23 protein-coding genes are annotated in these 18970 nt (G+C 40.3%); 4 read left to right on the top strand and 19 right to left on the bottom strand.

Going from position 1 to position 18970, the window contains the following annotated elements:
• Positions 1-99: 99 nt before the first annotated feature.
• From K6V48_RS10560 to xseA, 12 genes are all read right to left on the bottom strand, one after another.
• Positions 100-375 carry an HU family DNA-binding protein gene (locus K6V48_RS10560; RefSeq protein ID WP_024385016.1) on the bottom strand — a complete coding sequence of 92 codons (276 nt, stop codon included), beginning with the start codon at positions 373-375 and terminating at the stop codon, positions 100-102.
• Positions 376-458: 83 nt separating this feature from the next.
• Positions 459-1058, bottom strand: a complete 600-nt coding sequence (locus K6V48_RS10555; RefSeq protein WP_172065492.1) for a YpmS family protein — start codon at positions 1056-1058, stop codon at positions 459-461.
• Positions 1027-1863 (bottom strand): SGNH/GDSL hydrolase family protein, encoded by an 837-nt coding sequence (locus K6V48_RS10550; RefSeq protein WP_172065493.1) that lies wholly within the window; start codon positions 1861-1863, stop codon positions 1027-1029. Before K6V48_RS10550 ends, K6V48_RS10555 begins: the two co-directional genes overlap by 32 nt.
• Positions 1856-2689: a DegV family protein gene (locus K6V48_RS10545; protein ID WP_172090008.1), complete on the bottom strand. Its 834-nt coding sequence runs from the start codon at positions 2687-2689 to the stop codon at positions 1856-1858. Before K6V48_RS10545 ends, K6V48_RS10550 begins: the two co-directional genes overlap by 8 nt.
• A gap of 147 nt (positions 2690-2836) precedes the next feature.
• Positions 2837-3217, bottom strand: coding sequence for a hypothetical protein (locus K6V48_RS10540; protein WP_222369578.1), 381 nt, complete (start codon positions 3215-3217; stop codon positions 2837-2839).
• A 242-nt stretch (positions 3218-3459) separates the two neighbouring features.
• On the bottom strand, positions 3460-4110 hold the full coding sequence (locus K6V48_RS10535) for an HD domain-containing protein (RefSeq protein WP_222369575.1): 651 nt from the start codon (positions 4108-4110) through the stop codon (positions 3460-3462).
• A 129-nt stretch (positions 4111-4239) separates the two neighbouring features.
• The gene (recN, locus tag K6V48_RS10530; RefSeq protein ID WP_222369573.1) at positions 4240-5898 is read right to left on the bottom strand and encodes a DNA repair protein RecN; all 1659 of its coding nucleotides are present in this window, start codon (positions 5896-5898) and stop codon (positions 4240-4242) included.
• Between the two features lie 3 nt (positions 5899-5901).
• Positions 5902-6327, bottom strand: coding sequence for an arginine repressor (locus K6V48_RS10525; RefSeq protein WP_024392457.1), 426 nt, complete (start codon positions 6325-6327; stop codon positions 5902-5904).
• Complete coding sequence (locus K6V48_RS10520) at positions 6320-7141, bottom strand: TlyA family RNA methyltransferase (protein WP_222369570.1); 822 nt, start codon at positions 7139-7141, stop codon at positions 6320-6322. The genes K6V48_RS10525 and K6V48_RS10520 overlap by 8 nt, the downstream gene beginning before the upstream one ends.
• Complete coding sequence (locus K6V48_RS10515; protein WP_222369568.1) at positions 7134-8003, bottom strand: polyprenyl synthetase family protein; 870 nt, start codon at positions 8001-8003, stop codon at positions 7134-7136. Before K6V48_RS10515 ends, K6V48_RS10520 begins: the two co-directional genes overlap by 8 nt.
• Complete coding sequence (locus tag K6V48_RS10510) at positions 8003-8218, bottom strand: exodeoxyribonuclease VII small subunit (protein ID WP_024392454.1); 216 nt, start codon at positions 8216-8218, stop codon at positions 8003-8005. Before K6V48_RS10510 ends, K6V48_RS10515 begins: the two co-directional genes overlap by 1 nt.
• Positions 8193-9536 (bottom strand): exodeoxyribonuclease VII large subunit, encoded by a 1344-nt coding sequence (gene xseA, locus K6V48_RS10505; protein ID WP_222369581.1) that lies wholly within the window; start codon positions 9534-9536, stop codon positions 8193-8195. Before xseA ends, K6V48_RS10510 begins: the two co-directional genes overlap by 26 nt.
• A gap of 167 nt (positions 9537-9703) precedes the next feature.
• On the opposite strand from xseA, the gene ypfJ reads away from it, so the two are divergent.
• Positions 9704-10612, top strand: a complete 909-nt coding sequence (ypfJ, locus tag K6V48_RS10500) for a KPN_02809 family neutral zinc metallopeptidase (protein ID WP_024403952.1) — start codon at positions 9704-9706, stop codon at positions 10610-10612.
• A 66-nt stretch (positions 10613-10678) separates the two neighbouring features.
• On the opposite strand, the gene K6V48_RS10495 is transcribed toward ypfJ, so the two are convergent.
• The 4 genes from K6V48_RS10495 to K6V48_RS10480 form a co-directional block, all read right to left on the bottom strand.
• Complete coding sequence (locus K6V48_RS10495) at positions 10679-11530, bottom strand: bifunctional methylenetetrahydrofolate dehydrogenase/methenyltetrahydrofolate cyclohydrolase (RefSeq protein WP_172065499.1); 852 nt, start codon at positions 11528-11530, stop codon at positions 10679-10681.
• 128 nt (positions 11531-11658) lie between these two features.
• Positions 11659-12393 (bottom strand): amino acid ABC transporter ATP-binding protein, encoded by a 735-nt coding sequence (locus K6V48_RS10490; RefSeq protein ID WP_172016423.1) that lies wholly within the window; start codon positions 12391-12393, stop codon positions 11659-11661.
• A gap of 1 nt (position 12394) precedes the next feature.
• Entirely contained in the window at positions 12395-13075 is a 681-nt protein-coding gene (locus tag K6V48_RS10485) for an amino acid ABC transporter permease (RefSeq protein WP_222369566.1), read from the bottom strand.
• A gap of 118 nt (positions 13076-13193) precedes the next feature.
• Complete coding sequence (locus K6V48_RS10480) at positions 13194-13424, bottom strand: DUF1797 family protein (RefSeq protein ID WP_172039208.1); 231 nt, start codon at positions 13422-13424, stop codon at positions 13194-13196.
• A 329-nt stretch (positions 13425-13753) separates the two neighbouring features.
• On the opposite strand from K6V48_RS10480, the gene K6V48_RS10475 reads away from it, so the two are divergent.
• From K6V48_RS10475 to K6V48_RS10465, 3 genes are all read left to right on the top strand, one after another.
• On the top strand, positions 13754-15997 hold the full coding sequence (locus K6V48_RS10475; RefSeq protein ID WP_222369564.1) for an ATP-dependent Clp protease ATP-binding subunit: 2244 nt from the start codon (positions 13754-13756) through the stop codon (positions 15995-15997).
• Positions 15998-16143: 146 nt separating this feature from the next.
• Positions 16144-16611, top strand: coding sequence for an NUDIX hydrolase (locus tag K6V48_RS10470; protein ID WP_105126102.1), 468 nt, complete (start codon positions 16144-16146; stop codon positions 16609-16611).
• A 46-nt stretch (positions 16612-16657) separates the two neighbouring features.
• A complete protein-coding gene (locus K6V48_RS10465) occupies positions 16658-16966 on the top strand; it encodes a DUF1827 family protein (RefSeq protein WP_172016421.1) in 309 nt (102 codons plus the stop codon).
• A 227-nt stretch (positions 16967-17193) separates the two neighbouring features.
• Here K6V48_RS10465 and K6V48_RS10460 read toward each other — a convergent pair whose 3' ends face one another.
• The 3 genes from K6V48_RS10460 to tnpB form a co-directional block, all read right to left on the bottom strand.
• Positions 17194-18546, bottom strand: coding sequence for an IS66-like element short variant transposase (locus tag K6V48_RS10460; protein ID WP_222369562.1), 1353 nt, complete (start codon positions 18544-18546; stop codon positions 17194-17196).
• Positions 18500-18706, bottom strand: a complete 207-nt coding sequence (locus K6V48_RS10455) for an IS66 family transposase (RefSeq protein ID WP_002939754.1) — start codon at positions 18704-18706, stop codon at positions 18500-18502. Before K6V48_RS10455 ends, K6V48_RS10460 begins: the two co-directional genes overlap by 47 nt.
• A 51-nt stretch (positions 18707-18757) precedes the next feature.
• Positions 18758-18970, bottom strand: a 213-nt coding sequence (gene tnpB, locus K6V48_RS10450) for an IS66 family insertion sequence element accessory protein TnpB (protein ID WP_222369559.1), incomplete at its 5' end; no start/stop codon positions are given.

Here is an 18970-nt window from a genome sequence, read left to right as displayed (position 1 = left end):
AAAACTACTAAAGTTTTGCCCCTTATTTGCCCCTTAAACAAGAAAAAAGCCCATCGAACAAGCTAGAAAGCTTGATATGACGGGCTTTTTAGAGCTGAATTATTTTACAGCGTCTTTAAGAGCTTTACCAGCTTTGAATGCTGGAACTTTTGAAGCTGCGATTTCGATTTCTTTACCAGTTTGTGGGTTGCGACCTTTACGTGCTGAGCGCTCACGAACTTCAAAGTTACCGAAACCGATCAATTGTACTTTTTCACCAGCTGCGAGGTAGTCAGCTACTGCTCCGAATACTGCATCAACAGCTGCTGCTGAGTCTTTTTTAGTCAATGAAGTTGCTTCTGCAACTTTTGCAATCAAATCTTGTTTATTAGCCATTTGCTAAGTCCTCCAATTGTTTTCGAGTTATTACTCACCTTAATATAGTACCGAATTTTGTGCATTTGGTCAAGTTTTTTCTATTATCTTTGCACTTTTCTATAGATATCAATAACAATTTGATCATTATATAAATCAATCGTGTTTACTTTTCCATACAGTCCAAATTTATTCTCAATGGCTGGCAGTTGAATCTGAATTGTTGCGTTTTCAGCATCTATTTTTACAATATCTGGTAGTTTGTAATTTTTTTGAAGATAGGTTAACACTTCCCCTTTTGGTAAGGAAAGGGTACCTGCTGAAATTTCTTGAACGGCTAAAGAAATACTACCATCTTCTAAACGACTGGGAAAAAAGTAGATATACAAAGGAATATCCATCCCCAGAAGCTGATAATCGCCTTCAAAAATCGCTAACGTACTTGTCAAGTAAACCTTATATTGAAAGGTTTCTGTTTGATAGTCTTTCAAATACTCAGCAATGGTAGCATTTAACTGCTCCTTATTGGTCTCAAAACGACCAACCTTTGCATCTTCACTATTTGTTGGAACTAACTTTGTTAAATCCTCACGCTTACTCTCCAAACGACTGATCACAACAATACTTGTTCCTAAAACCATAGCAAGTAGGATTAAAAAAAGCCATTTCCAACTATTTATTTTTCCATTCTTCTTTTGTGGCACGAATTTTCTCCATTACTGCTTGCATTATAATTTCATATCCCGTGTTATTAGGGTGAAAACTGTCTTCCCCATATAGTAAATTATTTGCTATCTTAGAAGTATTCACACTAACTCCTTGTTCCCCTTCTAAGCCCTTATACAATAAATCATTGATAGGCACAAAGTAAACCCCTGAGAATTTCCGAGTTCGTGATTCTGTTTCTTGATTCCATTTATCCACAACCAATTGCATATCTGTCAGTTCCGGAAAATTCAGATAGAAGGGATTATAGATTCCGATAACATAAATAGGAAGGTTGGGATTGTTTTCACGAGCACGACGAATAATCTGTTCAAGCCGTTTCCCATATTCTGTTGCTGGTTTATCAAAAGTTGAGACATCCAAATTGGTAATATTTTTTAATATAACTTTCCGCAAATCATTGCCACCAACGGTAAGGGTCATCACATCTGCGTCTTTTAATGCTTCTGCTAAATCTGCATCCTCTTTCATTCGCTTGTAAATTTGGCTACTAGTATTGCCTGAAATCCCAAAATTTCGGTAGGTCACCTGATAACCTAACTCATTTGTAAATGAGTTTGCTAGTAAAGTAGCAAAACCTCCCTGACCAGTTGTATCACCAACTCCTTCTGTCAACGAATCACCTAAGGCAAGATAGTAAAGGGATGGTTGTTCGACTTTTGTATTATCTTCTGCAGTCAACTTTGAACTAGCCTTTGGAATTACCAAATTTGCGAGAAAAATAGAAAGTAATAAACTCAGAAAAAAGAAAACAAGGGCCTGAATAATTTTTCGATTATTCATAGTGCACTAGAATGGCCCAAGCATCCTCCCCTGTATGGGTCTGAATGATAGAACCTGTTTCTAAAACTGAAATGGGGGCTTGAACGTAGGGCTGTAATTTTTCTTTCATTTCATTAGCAAACTCTGGACCACCTGCATAGGAAATACCAATTTCAGCAATTTTCTTATCCGAAATCTTATTGATAAACTCATCGAGCCATTTTTTAAACGTTTTTGCTCCACGTCCCTTAACAACTGGCTCTAGCTGATGGTTTTTCATTTCCATAATCACACGAATGTTAAGCAATGAACTGATTAGTCCTGTAACACGACCAATTCTGCCACCTTTTACCAAATTTTCAAGAGTGGAGACACCAATATAGAGCTCCGTTTTTGTCCGCACTCTTTCAATAGCTGCAAGAATTTCTTCTTTACTGGCTCCCTCTTTTGCAAGACGAGCTGCTTCAACAACTTGGAACTTAGCGGCTTGGTCAGTAAACGTTGAGTCGACAACTGTCACATCTACTCCCGAAAGGACTCCTCCTTGACGAGCTGCTTCAACAGTACCGGATAATGCATGTGACAAAACAATTGCAATAATCTGACTACCATCTTTTGCCAAGTTTGAAAATGTCTCTGCAAATAAACCAACCGGTGGCTGACTGGTCTTGGGCAAATTTTTTGAATTTCTCATCAAGTTAAGAAATTCACCTTCTTTCAAATTGCTATCTGAGTACAAAACTCCGTCTATCATGACAGATAATGGCACTACCGTAATCCCTAATTCTTCCACCAGTTGCGGTTCAATAGTGGTGCTCGAATCCGTTACAATCTTGACTGTTGACATAATCTTTTCCTACATTTCTCATCAAATTATTGTTTCTATTATATCAAATCTTGTAGTAAAAATGAACTAGGAGGAAACGAAAATGACGACTAAATACTCGAATAAAGAGTGTTTTTAGTCGTCATATCATGAAAAATCACAAGATATCTAGCGGAAAAATGTTTTATGAATCGTTAATGATCCCATCACAAATACCAGCAAAGCACTTGCATAATAACCAACTGGCAATTGTTGTAACAACTCTTTTGACAACTGAGCAATCTCTCCCAAAGGAATACTGTAAAGATAGATAACAAGCATTCCAAGAAAGAGAGTCAACAAAGAATTGATTATTTTGGAATGGATAAGCTGAAAGGTTAGAAACAAAAATAGAATGACCGCAAGAATTGTCACAATCGGATATTGGCTAAAAAACTCCCAACCATTTATTTGGACAATTGAAAAATTCTCTAGGTCTAAAGCACTAGAAAATGGTAAAAACAAACTAATACCGAATAAAAGTACACAGAAAAGTTCCAATCGTTTCATCCAGCTCACCTTCTATCTGTTTTATATTCATGGCATAATTGCCTTTTGCACGCTCAGTTTTAAGAGGAAGAAACTCCATTTTGTTACGATTCCTCTAATGAAACTCCATCTCATTTTAGATAAAAATTGACTCAAGTATCTTTTACACATATTTTATTACATTTTTATATCTTTGTAAAGCGTTTTTATTCATTTTTTTGTATTTTATAACGCCAAAATGTCATTCTCAACCTATCAACAAGTTAACGTTTTCCATCCCACTCCTGATAAAATTGTTGCAAATACAGTTCCAGAAAATCATGGCGGCCTCGAGCTAGTTTTTTCCCCGTCACTGTATTCATCAAGTCTTTTAACTTCAGTAGTTTTTCATAAAAATGGGTAATAGCAGAGCCATTAGTGGAACGATATTCTTCTACCGTCATATCCTCACGCACCTGAAAATTTGGATTATGAATCACCCGATTTTTATTACCAGAGTAAGCCATTGTCCGAGCAATTCCTATTGCACCTATCGCATCCAAGCGGTCAGCATCTTGTACAATCTTACCTTCTAAACTAAGGGTCCTCTGATGAGCTTGTCCACCTTTAAAGGACATATTTTGAATAATATCCATAATCGCTTCAATATCAGACTCGGAACAACCTTGATGAGATAGTAGCTGACGAATGGCTTCCAATGCTTGTTTTTCATCATCAACTAATTTATCATCAGCTAAGTCATGAACCAAGGCTGCTATCTGACAGATAAATAGATTTCCACCTTCCGCTTCTGCTATTCGCTCAGCCATATTTCGAACTCGGACAATGTGCCACCAATCATGACCACTACCTTCTCCTGTCATTTTTTCTTCAACATATTTTGCGACGTTTTGTACAATTTGTGTCTGATCCATAACTTCCTTCTCCAAAAAGAGACTGGAATTCCCATCCAGCCCCTATTATGTTAATAAAAACATAAATAAAAATATAGTCATTTGAATTGCTCTAAAAGCGAATACGTTCAAATATATTTTTTCCATCCATTACTTATTTAGTAATTGCTTAGCCTGCTCTCTCGCAGCATCAGTTACCCTGTCTCCTGCCAACATCTTCGCAATTTCTTCAATTCGTTCTTCAGGACTAAGCAAACGAACCCTTGAGACCGTAGAATGGTCATCCGATACTTTTTCAATGTAGAATTGGTAATCAGCAATAGCAATGACTTGTGGTAAATGCGAAATAGCCAACACTTGGCCAAATTGTCCAATTTTATGGATTTTTTGGGCAATAGCCTGGGCCACACGACCGGATACACCTGTATCAACCTCATCAAAAACAATGGAGGTTTTGCCTTCTTTTCGAGCAAAGGCTGATTTTATAGCCAACATCAATCGAGACAGCTCACCACCTGATGCCACTCTAACCAGGGGTTTAAAATCTTCACCGGGATTTGTAGAAATATAAAATTCTATAGCTTCATTTCCTTCGCTATTAAACTTCCCTTTCGTAAAGCGAACCTGAAATTGGGCTTTATCCATATAAAGGTCCTGCAATTCTTGACGAATAACAGACTCTAATTGTTGAGCCAAATCATGTCTGGCTGAACTTAATTGGTTGGCCAAGGAAATCACATCCTTTTCCAATAACTTGACGTGATTTTCAAGATCTTCATCAGAAACAGTATTTCCCGTCAAGAGATTGTATTCTTCTGTGATTTTTTCAAAATAGGCTAAAACATCATCAACTGTTCCACCATATTTTTTGGTAATCATGTTGAGCAAGTCCAGACGGCTCTCCAGTTGTAGGAGTCGGTTGCCATCAAAATCCAAAGCATCAACAATATCGCTTAACCGTTTTGCCACATCTTCCACAACATAATAGGCTTCCGTCAAACTTGTAGAGAGCAATTTATATTCCGGATCAAATTCTTCCAAACTTTGTAAATCGCTCATAGCCGAACGTAGATTATTTAAGCTAGAAAATTCTTCATTATCCAAAAGAGCATAGGAATTAGCCAAGGTATCCGCAATCTGTTTGTGGTTCAATAGCTTATCCCTCTCCTGTTGAAGTTGTCTATCTTCACCCACTGTTAAATTAGCCGCCTCGATTTCGGCAATTTGGTACTCCAGCATTTCAATCCGAGCCTTATGCTCTTCCTCGTTCTTACGCTTCTCAGCAACTCTCTTTCTCAGTTGACGATAGGCTTCAAATTGTGTTTGATAGTCTTCTTTTAAGTTCCAAAACTCATCATCCCCGAAACTATCCAGCAGTTGAATATGGTATTGGGCTTTCATGAGTTCTTCTTGGTCATGCTGACCATGGATATCAACTAAATGTTGACCAATTTGCTTCAAAACAGAAAGGTTTACCATTTGCCCATTTACACGGCTAACGGAACGCCCATTTTGAAGGATTTCGCGGCGAATAATCAATTCATCTGCCACCTCAATCCCTTGGTCAGTCAAAATCTGCTTCACTGCTCTGCTATTTTCAAACGAAAACAACCCTTCAATTTCAGCTTTCGGAGCTCCATGTCGAATCACATCTGTCGTTGCACGCGCACCCAGCATCAAATTCATCGCATCAATAATAATGGACTTCCCAGCACCTGTTTCACCAGACAAGATGGTCATCCCTGTTTCAAAATTCAGTGAAACATGCTCAATAATCGCGAAATTTTTTATCGAAACCTCTAGTAACATGGTCTACCAACTTCTAATGGATTGAACTATTTGAGGCATCATATCACTGTCCTTCAAAATGATTAAAATGCTATCATCATCTGCAATGATACTAAAAATATATTCTTCGAACTGCTCCAAAATTTGGCGCTTGAAAACTGCAGTACTACCAGGAACCAAGACCAAATTTAGCATCTGCCCCATGGAATCATACTTTAATAGGTTTGATGTCTTATTCTTTTGCCCACTACCCTTTGATAAGCCATAAATATAGCCCTTATCCTTAGCAGGTACCTTAATAATGCCCAATTCCTTAATATCACGAGAGACCGTTGCCTGTGTGGCATGAACACCCATAGCTTCAAGTCGGTCAACAATTTCTTCCTGTGTATCAATCGGAAAGCGAACTACCAAATCTTTAATGACTTCTAATCGTTCTCGTTTATTCATCCTTTTTAAATTCCTCGTGTGCTTGATAAACTACTTTTGTTAATTCCTCTTTGGCAATCGTACTTGGTTGAATAGATTTCTCTAGGTGAGCCAGGAATTCGATATTCCCATGACCACCTTGAACTGGTGAGAAACTAAGTGCCTTAACTGAATAGCCATTTTCGACAGCCATTGCTGTAACATCTTCCAACACTTTCAGGTGTACTGATTTGTCCTTGACAATCCCATTCTTCCCAATCTGCTCACGCCCCGCCTCAAATTGTGGTTTGACCAAGGCTACAACCTGACCACCATCCACTAATATACGATGGAGAGCTGGCAAAATCAGACTCAGTGAAATAAAGCTGACATCAATCGAAGCAAAACTAGGTTGGCCCACTTCAAAATCAGTTAACTCAGCATAGCGGAAATTGTACTGTTCCATACTAATCACGCGCTCGTCCTGACGCAATTTCCAAGCGAGTTGATTGGTACCGACATCTACTGCATAGACCTGCTTAGCACCAGCCTGCAACATAACATCCGTAAATCCACCTGTTGAGGCCCCAATATCAATCGTTGTTTGCCCCCCAACCGATAATTGGAAAACCTGCAAGGCTTTCTCCAATTTGAGACCACCGCGGCTGACATACTTGAGTTTTTCTCCCTTTAGTTTGAGTTCGATTCCCTCATCAATCTTCTCACCGGGTTTATCGTAACGTTCACCATTGATGACCGATACGACCAGTCCAGCCATAACACCACGTTTGGCCTGCTCTCTCGTTTCGAAAAGCCCCTGTTTATAAGCTAATACATCTACTCTTTCCTTAGCCATTCATTCGTAAACTTTCTATGATTTCTTTGATTTCTTTTGTTGAAAATGGAACTAGTTTAGACACTTGATCTAGCTCGCTGATTGCTTGATTCAGGGTGTCTTCTAGAAAAACTTTTGAGGCTTCCAAGCCCATTAGGGCAGGGTAGGTAGATTTCTCAGCCAATAAATCTTTTTGGGGTGTTTTTCCGATTTCCTCAAAAGTGGCTGTCACATCCAAAATATCATCCCGGACTTGAAAGGCTAGACCGACAAGCTGACCAGCATTTTGCAAATGGTGGATAACCGTATCTGTCTGACCAGCAATCAAACCAGCTGCTACAAAAGGAAATGTCAATAATTTCCCAGTTTTATTGGCATGAATGGTTTGTAATTGTTCCAAGGACAGTGACTGACCTTCACCAGCCATATCCAACACTTGACCAGCAACCATTCCAAAGGTCCCAGAGGCCTTAGAAATCTCTCTCACGAGAGCAAGGATGGTCTCAGCTGGTAAATCAACTTGGGCTAGGAAACCAAATGAATCTAGAAAGAGACTGTCCCCTGCTAAAATAGCTGTTGCTTCGTCAAATTTCTTATGATTGGTCAAACGTCCACGACGGAAATCATCATCGTCCATAGCAGGCAAGTCATCATGAATTAAACTCCCAGTATGTATCAACTCTACACATGCTGCAACTTGATAATGAGCAGTCTGCAGCTCTATCCCAAAAGACTCCAATATAGTCAACAAGAGCAGGGGGCGAATCCGTTTGCCACCAACTTGTAGCGAGTAAAGGACCGATTGGTTGAGTCGTTCAGCCACTTGAGGCTGGTAAAAGTCAGCCATGGTTTCCTCTAGGATATGCAATTTTTTAGCTACCATTAACCAAGCTCCGCTTCACTACCATCCGCCTGCATGACTTTAACCAAGGTCTTCTCAGCTTCTGCTAACGTCTTTTGTAGGTCTTTCGAGAGGACCATCCCTTTTTGAAACTCAGCAAGTGCTTCTTCCAAAGCTACATCTCCTCGTTCCAATTTAGTTACGATTCCTTCTAATTCAGCTAAATTTTCTTCAAATGTTTTCGTCTGTTTGGACATGCTTTACCTCCACATCAAGTTGACCATTCTTCATTTGAATGGTTAGATTCTCACCCATTTGTACGTTTTCTACACTATCTATGACTCGCCCATCTTGTAAAACCATCGCATAGCCTCGAGCCACGATACGGCTAGTATCCAGCATGGTCAAGGCCTCAATCAATTTATCCGCCTTAGCCAGTTTATGGTTATAGATGTTCGTCATATTGTTTTTCAAGAGTCGCTCCTGCTGAATAATTCTCTCTTGGAAACTCTCTACTTTACGACCAAGCTGCATCCCTATTAGCCGCTGTTCTAGCAAGAGACTAGCCTGTTTCTGCTGGCTATAGAGTTCTTTCATCCGTGTCTGCAATTGATTGGTCAAGCGGTCTAATTTTTGTAAATAACCATCGTATAAGCGTTCAGGCTGGCGGAACATGACCGACTGGCTAATTTTTTCAAGCTGACCTCTCAAGAATTTCAATCGATTGCCCATGGCCTGATAGGCTCTATTTTCCTGCTGATTGAGGTAGCCCAGTAAGTCTGCCTTGGTCACAGGTGTTGCTAATTCTGCGGCAGCTGTTGGGGTAGCAGCTCGTTTATCTGCTACAAAATCAGCCAAGGTTGTATCGGTTTCATGACCGACACTAGAAATAATAGGAATACGGGATTCAAAAATTGCCCGAACGACTACTTCCTCATTAAATGCCCAGAGGTCCTCAATTGAGCCACCGCCACGACCAACAATCAGAACATCCAAATCATCCCGTTCATTGGCTCTTTGTATATTGGCAACAACCTCCTGAGCAGCACCATCTCCTTGAACCTTTGTAGGATAGAGAAGTATTTCCACTCCAGGAAATCGCCTGCTGACTGTCGTAATAATATCCTGAATAACAGCTCCGCTCGGACTAGTAATGACCCCAATTTTCTTGGTAAACCGAGGCAACTCCTGCTTAAACTCTTGCTTGAACAATCCTTCCTGTGTCAGAGCTTGTTTGAGTTGTTCAAACTTTATTGCTAAAGCACCAATACCATCTGGCTCAGCTTTCTCAATGACAATGGAATAAGAACCACTCGGTTCATAAAGCTGGACACGTCCGACAGCGTTGATTTTCATGCCCTCTTCAAGTTCAAAGCCCAACTGTTTATAAACACCTGCCCACATGGTCGCTTGTATGACCGCCTTATCATCCTTGAGCGAAAAATATTGATGGGAAGGTCGTTTGCGGAAGTTAGACACCTGACCTGTCAAATAGACCCTCTCCAAGTACGGATCGCGGTCAAATTTTAATTTCAAATACTTCGTTAGATGACTAACCGATAAATATTCAACCATGCCCACTCCTTCTGTCAGTATCATACTATTATACCAAATTTTGCACTATTATACAGAACCTAACCCATAAATTCCAAACGCTTTCACGTGTTATTTTCAGTATTTTACTATATAATAGTTTATGAAAGATTAGAAGAAACGATGTGGAGAGTTTCTAGGGAGAATATATGAAATTAGATAATTTACGAAAAAGTTCCAATATTGAGGACCGACGAGGCAGATCTAGTTCTGGCTCGTCCTATTCGTCAGGTTCATCGGGAGGTAACGTCCTATTAGGTTTATTGTTTTCACGTCTCGGGTGGAAAGGAAAATTGCTGGTCCTCATCCTACTATTAGCATTCGGTGGAATGTCTAATTTAGGTGGATTGCTCTCTCCTTCTACTGGAACGAATTCTTATCAGTCCAGTCAAGTCACCACCACAGGTACAAATGTGTCTGATGCCGATGCTGAATTTATGAGTAAGGTTTTAGGCTCAACAGAAGATTTTTGGACCCAAGAATTTGAAGCCAATGATTTAACCTACTCAGCACCGACCATGGTTTTCTATACCGATCAGACCCAAACGGGCTGCGGTATCGGATCTGCTCAAGCTGGACCATTTTACTGCTCAGCTGACCGCAAAATTTATATCGATACATCATTTTACCAAGAATTATCTAGCAAATACAAGGCGTCTGGGGACTTTGCAATGGCCTATGTCATTGCCCACGAAGTTGGACACCATGTCCAAAATGAATTGGAAGTTCTTGGGGCATACCATCAAAAACGAGCACAATTATCAGATAAAGAAGGCAATGCCCTGAACGTTCGTCTCGAACTGCAGGCTGATTACTATGCTGGGGCATGGGCTAAATATGTAGATGGTCAAGGTATACTAGATGCAGGGGACATCGACGAAGCCATGAATGCAGCTCATGCTGTCGGCGATGATACCCTACAGCAAGAAGCCTATGGCCGCACCGTTCCAGATAGTTTCACCCACGGAACCTCCGAACAACGAAAAAAATGGTTTAACCTTGGGTACACGTATGGTGATCTTGCCCATGCAGATACATTTTCAGTAGAAAATCCCTAATAAAAATCCTCAATCATCTGTGCATGATTGGGGATTTTTATTTATTGGTGCATTTCTATCTTGAAACTAGTTCTTTTCACTTCTGACGCAAGCTTCATATGTCTGTTCCATCAGCATGGTAATGGTCATTGGACCAACTCCTCCTGGGACTGGTGTAATGTAGCTTGCAACTTCTGCTACTTCATCATACTTAACATCACCAATCAGTTTGCCATTTGCATCACGGTTCATACCAACGTCAATCACCACTGCCCCTGGTTTGACAAAATCCTTGGTAACAAAATGACCACGACCAATGGCAACGACAAGAATATCAGCTTGTCTAGCTAATTCTGGCAGATTTTTTGTCCGAGAATGGGCAATCGTGACAGTCGCATTTGCATCTAAAAGTAACTGCGCCATCGGCTTCCCAACAATGTTTGAACGACCGATAACCACAGCCGTTTTTCCTTCTAGCTCGATCTGATATTCTTTGAACATCTCCATAATCCCTGCTGGTGTTGAAGGAATCATAACTGGATGTCCTGACCAGAATTTCCCCATATTGGTCGGATGGAAACCATCTACATCCTTATCTGGATCAATTGCCAATAAAACCTTTTCCTCACTGATATGGGCAGGTAAAGGCAACTGGACTAAAATACCATGCCATTCAGAATCTTGATTATAGCGTTCGATTAATGCCAAGAGCTCCTTTTCAGAAATCGTATCTGGTACTCGTACAACTTCGCTCTTAAACCCTGCAGCTAAGGCTGAACGTTCTTTATTTCGTACATAGACCTGACTTGCTGGATTTTCACCCACTAAAATCACTACAAGTCCCGGAATCAATCCTTTTTCTGCCTTCAATTGAGCTGTTTTCTCTGCTAAAGCTGCTTGCATTTTTGCTGCTAATGCCTTACCATCAATGACTGTCATTTCACTATCTCCTCTAGTTTTTTTCTATTATATCGTAAAACCATTCGTCTGACTATGGACGATTCCTTGAAAATCCAACATATAGAAAAACTCCGAACGTTTTCGGAGTTATCCTGTTGTATCTATCGTTATAGGACTTTCGATAAGAAATCTTTCGTCCGTTCTTCTCTCGTGTGTTCGAACACATCTTCAGGAGTTCCATCTTCAACGATTACTCCTCCATCCATAAAGATGACTCTATCAGCAACTTCTCTTGCAAAACCCATTTCGTGGGTTACAATCACCATGGTCATTCCCGATTTAGCCAAATCCTGCATAACCGATAAGACCTCACCGACCATCTCAGGGTCCAAGGCAGACGTAGGCTCATCAAAAAGCAAGACATCTGGATCCATGGCCAATCCGCGAGCAATTGCAATACGTTGCTGTTGCCCACCTGATAAACTCTGTGGATAAGCAGTCGCCTTATCTGGTAGGCCAACCTTAGCCAGTAGGTCCATCGCTTTCTTCTCAGCATCAGCCTTCGTCATTCCCTTTGTCTTAATTGGTGATAAGGTAATATTTTCCAAGACTGTCATATTAGGGAAGAGATTAAATTGTTGAAATACCATCCCCATTTTTTCACGCATCTTAAAGATATCATTTGACTTATCAGTGATATCGACACCTTCAAATGTAACATTTCCCTTAGTAGGCACCTCTAAAAGGTTCATTGTCCGTAGAAATGTTGATTTCCCTGAACCTGATGGACCGATAATTACAACAACTTCTCCCTGTTGGATATCCAAATCAATACCCTTTAACACTTCATTATCTCCGAAGTATTTGTGCAAATCCTTAATTGAAATAATAACCTCTGCCATATCAATGTCCCCCCTTATTCAATTTTTTCTCAAAGTATTGGATACCCAACGTTAACACACTTGTCACAATCAAATAATAGAAGGCCGCAAATAACAAAGGCTCCTTTGTAATGTAAGTTGACGCAGAGACCGTAGTCGCTCCATTCCACAATTCAACAACGCCGATTGTTGATAAAAGGGAACTATCTTTTACAATTGTTACAAATTCATTCCCCAAGGCAGGTAGGATATTCTTGATGGCTTGAGGCATGATGACATAGCGCATCGCTTGACGAGGACGGATACCGAGTGAGTAGGCTGCTTCCAATTGTCCCTTCGGAACAGCATTAATCCCCGCACGTACTGTTTCGGATACATAAGCCCCTGAGTTCATCGATAGGATAACCATCCCTGGAATCAGGCGAGACAAATCGACTGATAAAATACCTAACTGAAAAGTTGGAGCAACTAAATGAGTCATGGTAAAACCAATCATAATCTGTACAACCATTGGAGTCCCACGGAAAATCCACACATAAATATTAGCAAACCAGACAAGTAATTTATATTTACTCCGTTGTGCAAAAGCCAATAAAACACCCAAAATACTACCAAAAGCAACAACAAATACAGCGATAATAAGGGTAACTAATACACCATAATTAAAATAAGCCCAATAATCAGGCAAAAAAGAAAAATTCATATCTCCACTCCTCAAAAGACGTATACTACATTATAACATTTTCGAATAAATATGCAACTACCCGGATTAATTATTCACAAAAGAAAAAGCACCCTTGGCGCTTTTAACTATCCTGTGTTTAGTACAACAGTTCGTAAATTTCCATTGCAATCAAGTCAATGCTGTCAAACGTATACGTCTCACGAGCAGCAACATCACGTAGGGTAAATACTGAACCATTTTCTTCGTCATAGCTGTAGGCAACTTCTGCAACGACAACACCATCACGTTCAAAATTACGTTTCAAGGTACCACCATCACCGGCCATGGCTTCAAGACGATTGATAATTCTCACCAAATGTGATTCCATATTCATTCTCCTCTTCTTAATATAGGAATATTCTACCATAATTTTGTGAAAAAGTCTTATTTTTACGTAATTTTCTTCCCCCAATTTTTCGTAAAAAGAAATACTAGAATGCATATCAGTTTCTTGCATTTTCTCCAAAACTTGATATAATTAAAACAGAACTGACCTTTATTGACTATTCAATAAAGACCTTACTTCGTGGAAATTCATCTGAATGCGCAGTTGTATGTGATTCAATCTATACACAATATTCTCGCATTCGAGTAGGAAAATATGAGATTAATTTTCACAGAGTTTTGTAATGTTACTATTAGAAAAGAGGTAATTGAATGCTCTGTACAAACTGTAAAATAAATGATGCCACCATTCATCTCTATACAAATATGAATGGCAAACAACAGCAAGTTGACCTTTGCCATAATTGTTATCAAATTATGAAAACAGATCCAAATAATGCTATTTTACGTGGCTTAGGGGACTTAACTAATCCAAACAATATGGATCCATTTAGTGAATTTTTCAATCATTTAGGTGGTTACCCTGGAAATACCCCAGCTGGTAAGAATCGAGATCAAACACCTCCCACTCAAGCAGGCGGTGGCAACGGTGGTGGTCGGTTCAATCAACCAAATGCTGGTCGAGCCCAAACAGTCCCACAACCAAATGGATTGCTGGAAGAATTTGGGATTAATGTTACTGATATTGCACGACGTGGAGATATTGACCCCGTTATCGGACGCGATCAAGAAATCACTCGGGTGATTGAAATTTTGAACCGTCGCACCAAGAACAACCCCGTTCTTATCGGTGAGCCCGGTGTTGGTAAAACTGCAGTCGTTGAAGGACTGGCACAAAAAATTGTAGACGGAGACGTTCCACATAAACTTCAAAACAAAGAAGTCATTCGATTAGACGTTGTCAGCCTTGTTCAAGGAACAGGAATCCGAGGTCAATTTGAAGAACGCATGCAAAAACTTATGGAAGAAATTCGGAACCGACGTGAAGTGATTCTCTTCATTGATGAAATTCATGAGATTGTCGGAGCTGGTTCTGCAGGAGATGGAAACATGGATGCGGGCAATATTCTAAAACCCGCCCTCGCTCGTGGTGAAATGCAACTGGTCGGTGCTACTACTTTAAATGAATACCGCATTATTGAAAAAGATGCAGCTCTTGAACGTCGGATGCAACCTGTAAAAGTTGACGAACCAAGTGTTGAAGAAACAATCACTATCTTAAAAGGTATTCAGAATAAATACCAAGACTACCACCATGTAAAATATTCCCCTGAGGCCATTGAAGCTGCGGCCGTATTATCCAACCGCTATATTCAAGACCGATTCTTACCTGACAAAGCGATTGATTTACTAGACGAAGCTGGGTCAAAAATGAACTTAACCTTGAACTTCGTGGATCCTAAAGAAATTGACCAACGGTTAATTGATGCCGAAAATCGTAAAGAACAAGCAACTCGTGATGAAGATTACGAAAAAGCTGCCTATTATCGTGACCAAATTGCTAAATATAAAGAAATGCAAAAGGCAACAATTAGTGAGGAGGATATTCCTCTCATTACCGAAAAAGAAATCGAAGCCATCATTGAACAAAAAACAAATATCCCCGTTGGCGAACTGAAAGAAAAAGAACAGTCTCAATTGATACATTTGGCAAGTGATCTCAAAGCGCATGTCATTGGACAAGACGACGCTGTTGATAAGATTGCAAAAGCAATCCGTCGCAATCGTGTAGGACTTGGAGCACCAAATCGTCCAATTGGTTCCTTCTTATTCGTAGGACCTACTGGCGTCGGTAAAACAGAATTATCAAAACAATTAGCCATTGAGCTCTTCGGTTCAGCAGACAGCATGATTCGATTTGATATGTCTGAATATATGGAAAAACACGCAGTTGCAAAACTAGTCGGTGCCCCTCCTGGATATGTGGGATATGAAGAAGCTGGCCAACTAACAGAGAAAGTCCGTCGCAATCCATACTCACTCATTCTCCTTGATGAAGTTGAAAAGGCGCATCCAGATGTGATGCACATGTTCCTACAAGTTCTTGATGACGGTCGACTGACAGATGGACAAGGGCGAACAGTTAGCTTCAAAGATACCATTATCATTATGACTTCAAATGCTGGTACAGGTAAGGTTGAAGCCAGCGTGGGATTTGGAGCCGCTATGGAAGGCCGTACACAATCTGTTCTTGGTCAACTCGGTAATTTCTTCACTCCTGAATTTATGAACCGCTTCGATGGAATTATTGAATTCCAACCACTCACAAAAGAAAATCTGCTCCAAATTGTCAGTCTCATGCTGGAAGACGTCAACCGTCGCTTATCTACAAACGGTATTCGACTACATGTGACCGATAAAGTAAAGGAAAAATTAGTTGATCTTGGTTACGATCCTAAAATGGGTGCACGTCCCCTTCGCAGGACCATTCAAGACCAAATTGAAGATGCCATTACCGATTTCTATTTAGAAAATCCTAATGAAAAAGATTTACGAGCTGTCATGACCAATAAAGGTACCATCCAAATCAAAGCTCAAACGCCAAAAGAAAAATAAAACATGTTAGCGGAGGCATCCGGCTAGGTTGCCCCGCTCTTTTTATCTCCAATACATAAAATTCAAAAAATTCCAACTATTATATAAGAAAAATTTAGGCTAAAATGGTATAATACTAAAAAGCCCCTATGAAAAAGGAGAATACCATGTCAAATGCAATTTTCGGTGAAAAAAAGAATGGTGTACAATACACCAATCGTTATGGAGTCTATGCTGTTATTCCTGATGAGAAATTAGAGAAAATTGTATTGGTTCAAGCTCCTAATGGAGCCTGGTTCCTCCCAGGTGGAGAGATTGAGGAAGGGGAAAATCACCTATCAGCCCTAGAAAGAGAATTAATTGAAGAATTAGGCTTTACCGCTGAAATTGGAAAATATTTTGGTCAAGCCGATGAGTATTTTTATTCCAGCCATCGTGATACTCATTTTTACAACCCAGCTTATATCTATCAAGTTACCAGTTACAAACAAGTTGGGGCACCATTAGAAGACTTTAATCATATTGCTTGGTTTCCTATTGAAGAGGCTATCAACAAACTGAAACGTGGTAGCCACAAATGGGGAATTGAACAATGGCAAAAGCTAGAATTATCTCAAAAAAGACTAGATAAATAAACCCAAGAGTGCTATAATGTAGCCAAAGAGACGGAGGAAGTTTCGCATGAAGATTATCAATACGACCAATAGTCATTCTCAATTAGTGCAAAATCAACTAGCCAATACCGATGCCTTCCTAGTAGAAACCTATTCTGCAGGAAACACCGATGTCCTTTTTACACAAGCTCCACGACATTACGAGCTCCTTATTAGAAATAAATACCGTGCCATCCAACCAGCAGAAGCCAACAAAATTCGCGATTATTTTCTACGTCGGAAAGTTGATGAACGGATAATAAATAAGGCAGCCATTCAAACGATTCATACTGAGCGCCTAATTGAAATGTCAATCCCTATTATTACTGAAGGTTAGGGAGTGGGAAAGAACTCGACTGGTCTAAAAAAGAGTTCGTCTTCCCACCCCCGCACAGTTGATTAGGTCAGATTTGGAGTGTAAAACACGAACAAATCTGCCAATCAACCACTGCGCTGAGATGTTGACACGAACTCTGAGTAGTGGAGCTGGGCTTTTTGTAAGCGCCTAATAACAAAGTATATTGAAAAAGGCTCCAAAGTCATGTCGACCCTGGAGCCTTTTTTCTATTTACAAGCTCTTTTAATTTTTTCCTTCCATGGCAAATAGGCCTCTAGCACCTCTTTTTTTGCGAGCGTCTCCTCGTTAGGTAAGTGTTCTAGAAGATAGTTCATATATTTTTCTGCATCAAGGCCATGTCGTTTAGCAGTTTCCAAAAGACTCAGAATGACAGCTGTCGACTTGGCTCCCTCAAAGCTCTGGGAAAAAAGCCAATTTTTACGGCCCGTAACCAAGGTCTTCATTGCTCTCTCAGCCATATTGTTAGACAGGACTAAGTCACCGTCCGAGAGAACGGTTCGGAAAGTGGTTTCGTAGTTGAGGCTATATTCTATTGCAGTGCCCAATTTGGAGCCTGGCAAAACGGCCTGATTGCGACACCAATTAAAGAAGTCGTCCATCAAGGGAGCCAACTCTGTCTGACGTTTATGTAGCCGTTCCTCAGTAGACAAGTCTGCCCAGTCATTCTCTAAGGCAAACAGGCGGTCGCAGTAGGCTAAACCCTTGGCTCCTAAGGAGGTCTTGTCTGTCTTCTTAGGAGTCGCTTCAAAGAACTTTCGCCTAACATGAGCCCAACAGCCAACCAGCTGTGCCTTGTCTAGCTGACGATAAGCACTCCACATGTCACAATGAACGTAGCCCGCATAATCCCCAAGAAATTTCTCCACAACTAAGCCACTCCGTCGTTTGTCATGATGATAGAGGGTAATTGCCTTTTTCTCATGTTTCCCAGACAAGAAAGTCCAGTAGAAGGTCAACTGGCTATCATTTTCTAAGACCTTGTAGGAGGTCTCATCCGCATGGAGAATAGGCTGCTCCAACAATTTCTCGTGTAACAGGTCATAAATCGGTTCGAAATAATACTGACTAGACTTGATGTGCCAGTTGGCTATTTCCTTCCGACTTATGGGCAGACCAAGCTTATGCCAGTCCTCTTCCTGGCGGTAATTGGGCACCTTAAGATTGAACTTCTGATGAATAGTATGGGCGATGATAGAAGCTGAACCCAAGCTGTGTGCCAAAGGTGCCTTAGGAACTGGAGCCTTGATAATCTTATCGCTCAGATTCTTCTGACTACAAGCCTGACACTTGTATGCGTGTTGTACATGGTCAATCCGCTTTAATTGTGCGGGAATGAAGACCAACTCTTGCCGTTGAACAGTAGAACCAATCTCTTTCAACTGTCCATGACAGTCTGGACAAGTGCAGTCTTCGCCCTGCAATTCATGATGAATAATCTCTGGAGTGAACTGACTAAAAATAGCCTGACGAACTCCCTTAGCTTTCTTACGTTTATAAGTAATCGTTTCTGTTTCAACTGGGTAAGTCAGCTTCTTCTTCAGGGAGACTTTCCTCCCCAAACAAGCTCAGCTGACCGGGTTGATACACTACCTTCTCTGATGATTTTCCGTAGAGTTTCTGTCTCAGATACTCAACCTGTTCACGAAGGAGGGTCAATTCGTTGGTCATGATTTCAATAGTTTTTGTTAGACTTTCAATCACTTTATCTTGTGACTCCATGGACTTACCTCCTTCTTTTTATCTCATTATACACAAAGAAAAGCCATGATTTCAATAGAAATCACGACTTTTTGAAACATTTATTTTTGGACTGATAGAAAATCCTTTCATGAGCCAGTCCACCTGCTCGGAAGTTAGCGCTTTGACCTCCTCTTCATTGTTTGGCCAGGTCAATTTCCCATTTTCAAAACGTTTATACAATAACCAAAATCCCTGTCCATCCCAATAAAGAGCTTTGAATCGATCTTTTCGACCTCCGCAGAA

The organism is Streptococcus suis, from assembly GCF_019794555.1.
Lineage (GTDB): Bacteria > Bacillota > Bacilli > Lactobacillales > Streptococcaceae > Streptococcus > Streptococcus suis_AB.
The sequence above is the reverse complement of the archived record's forward strand: the minus strand, read 5'-3'. Positions and strand labels throughout refer to the sequence as shown.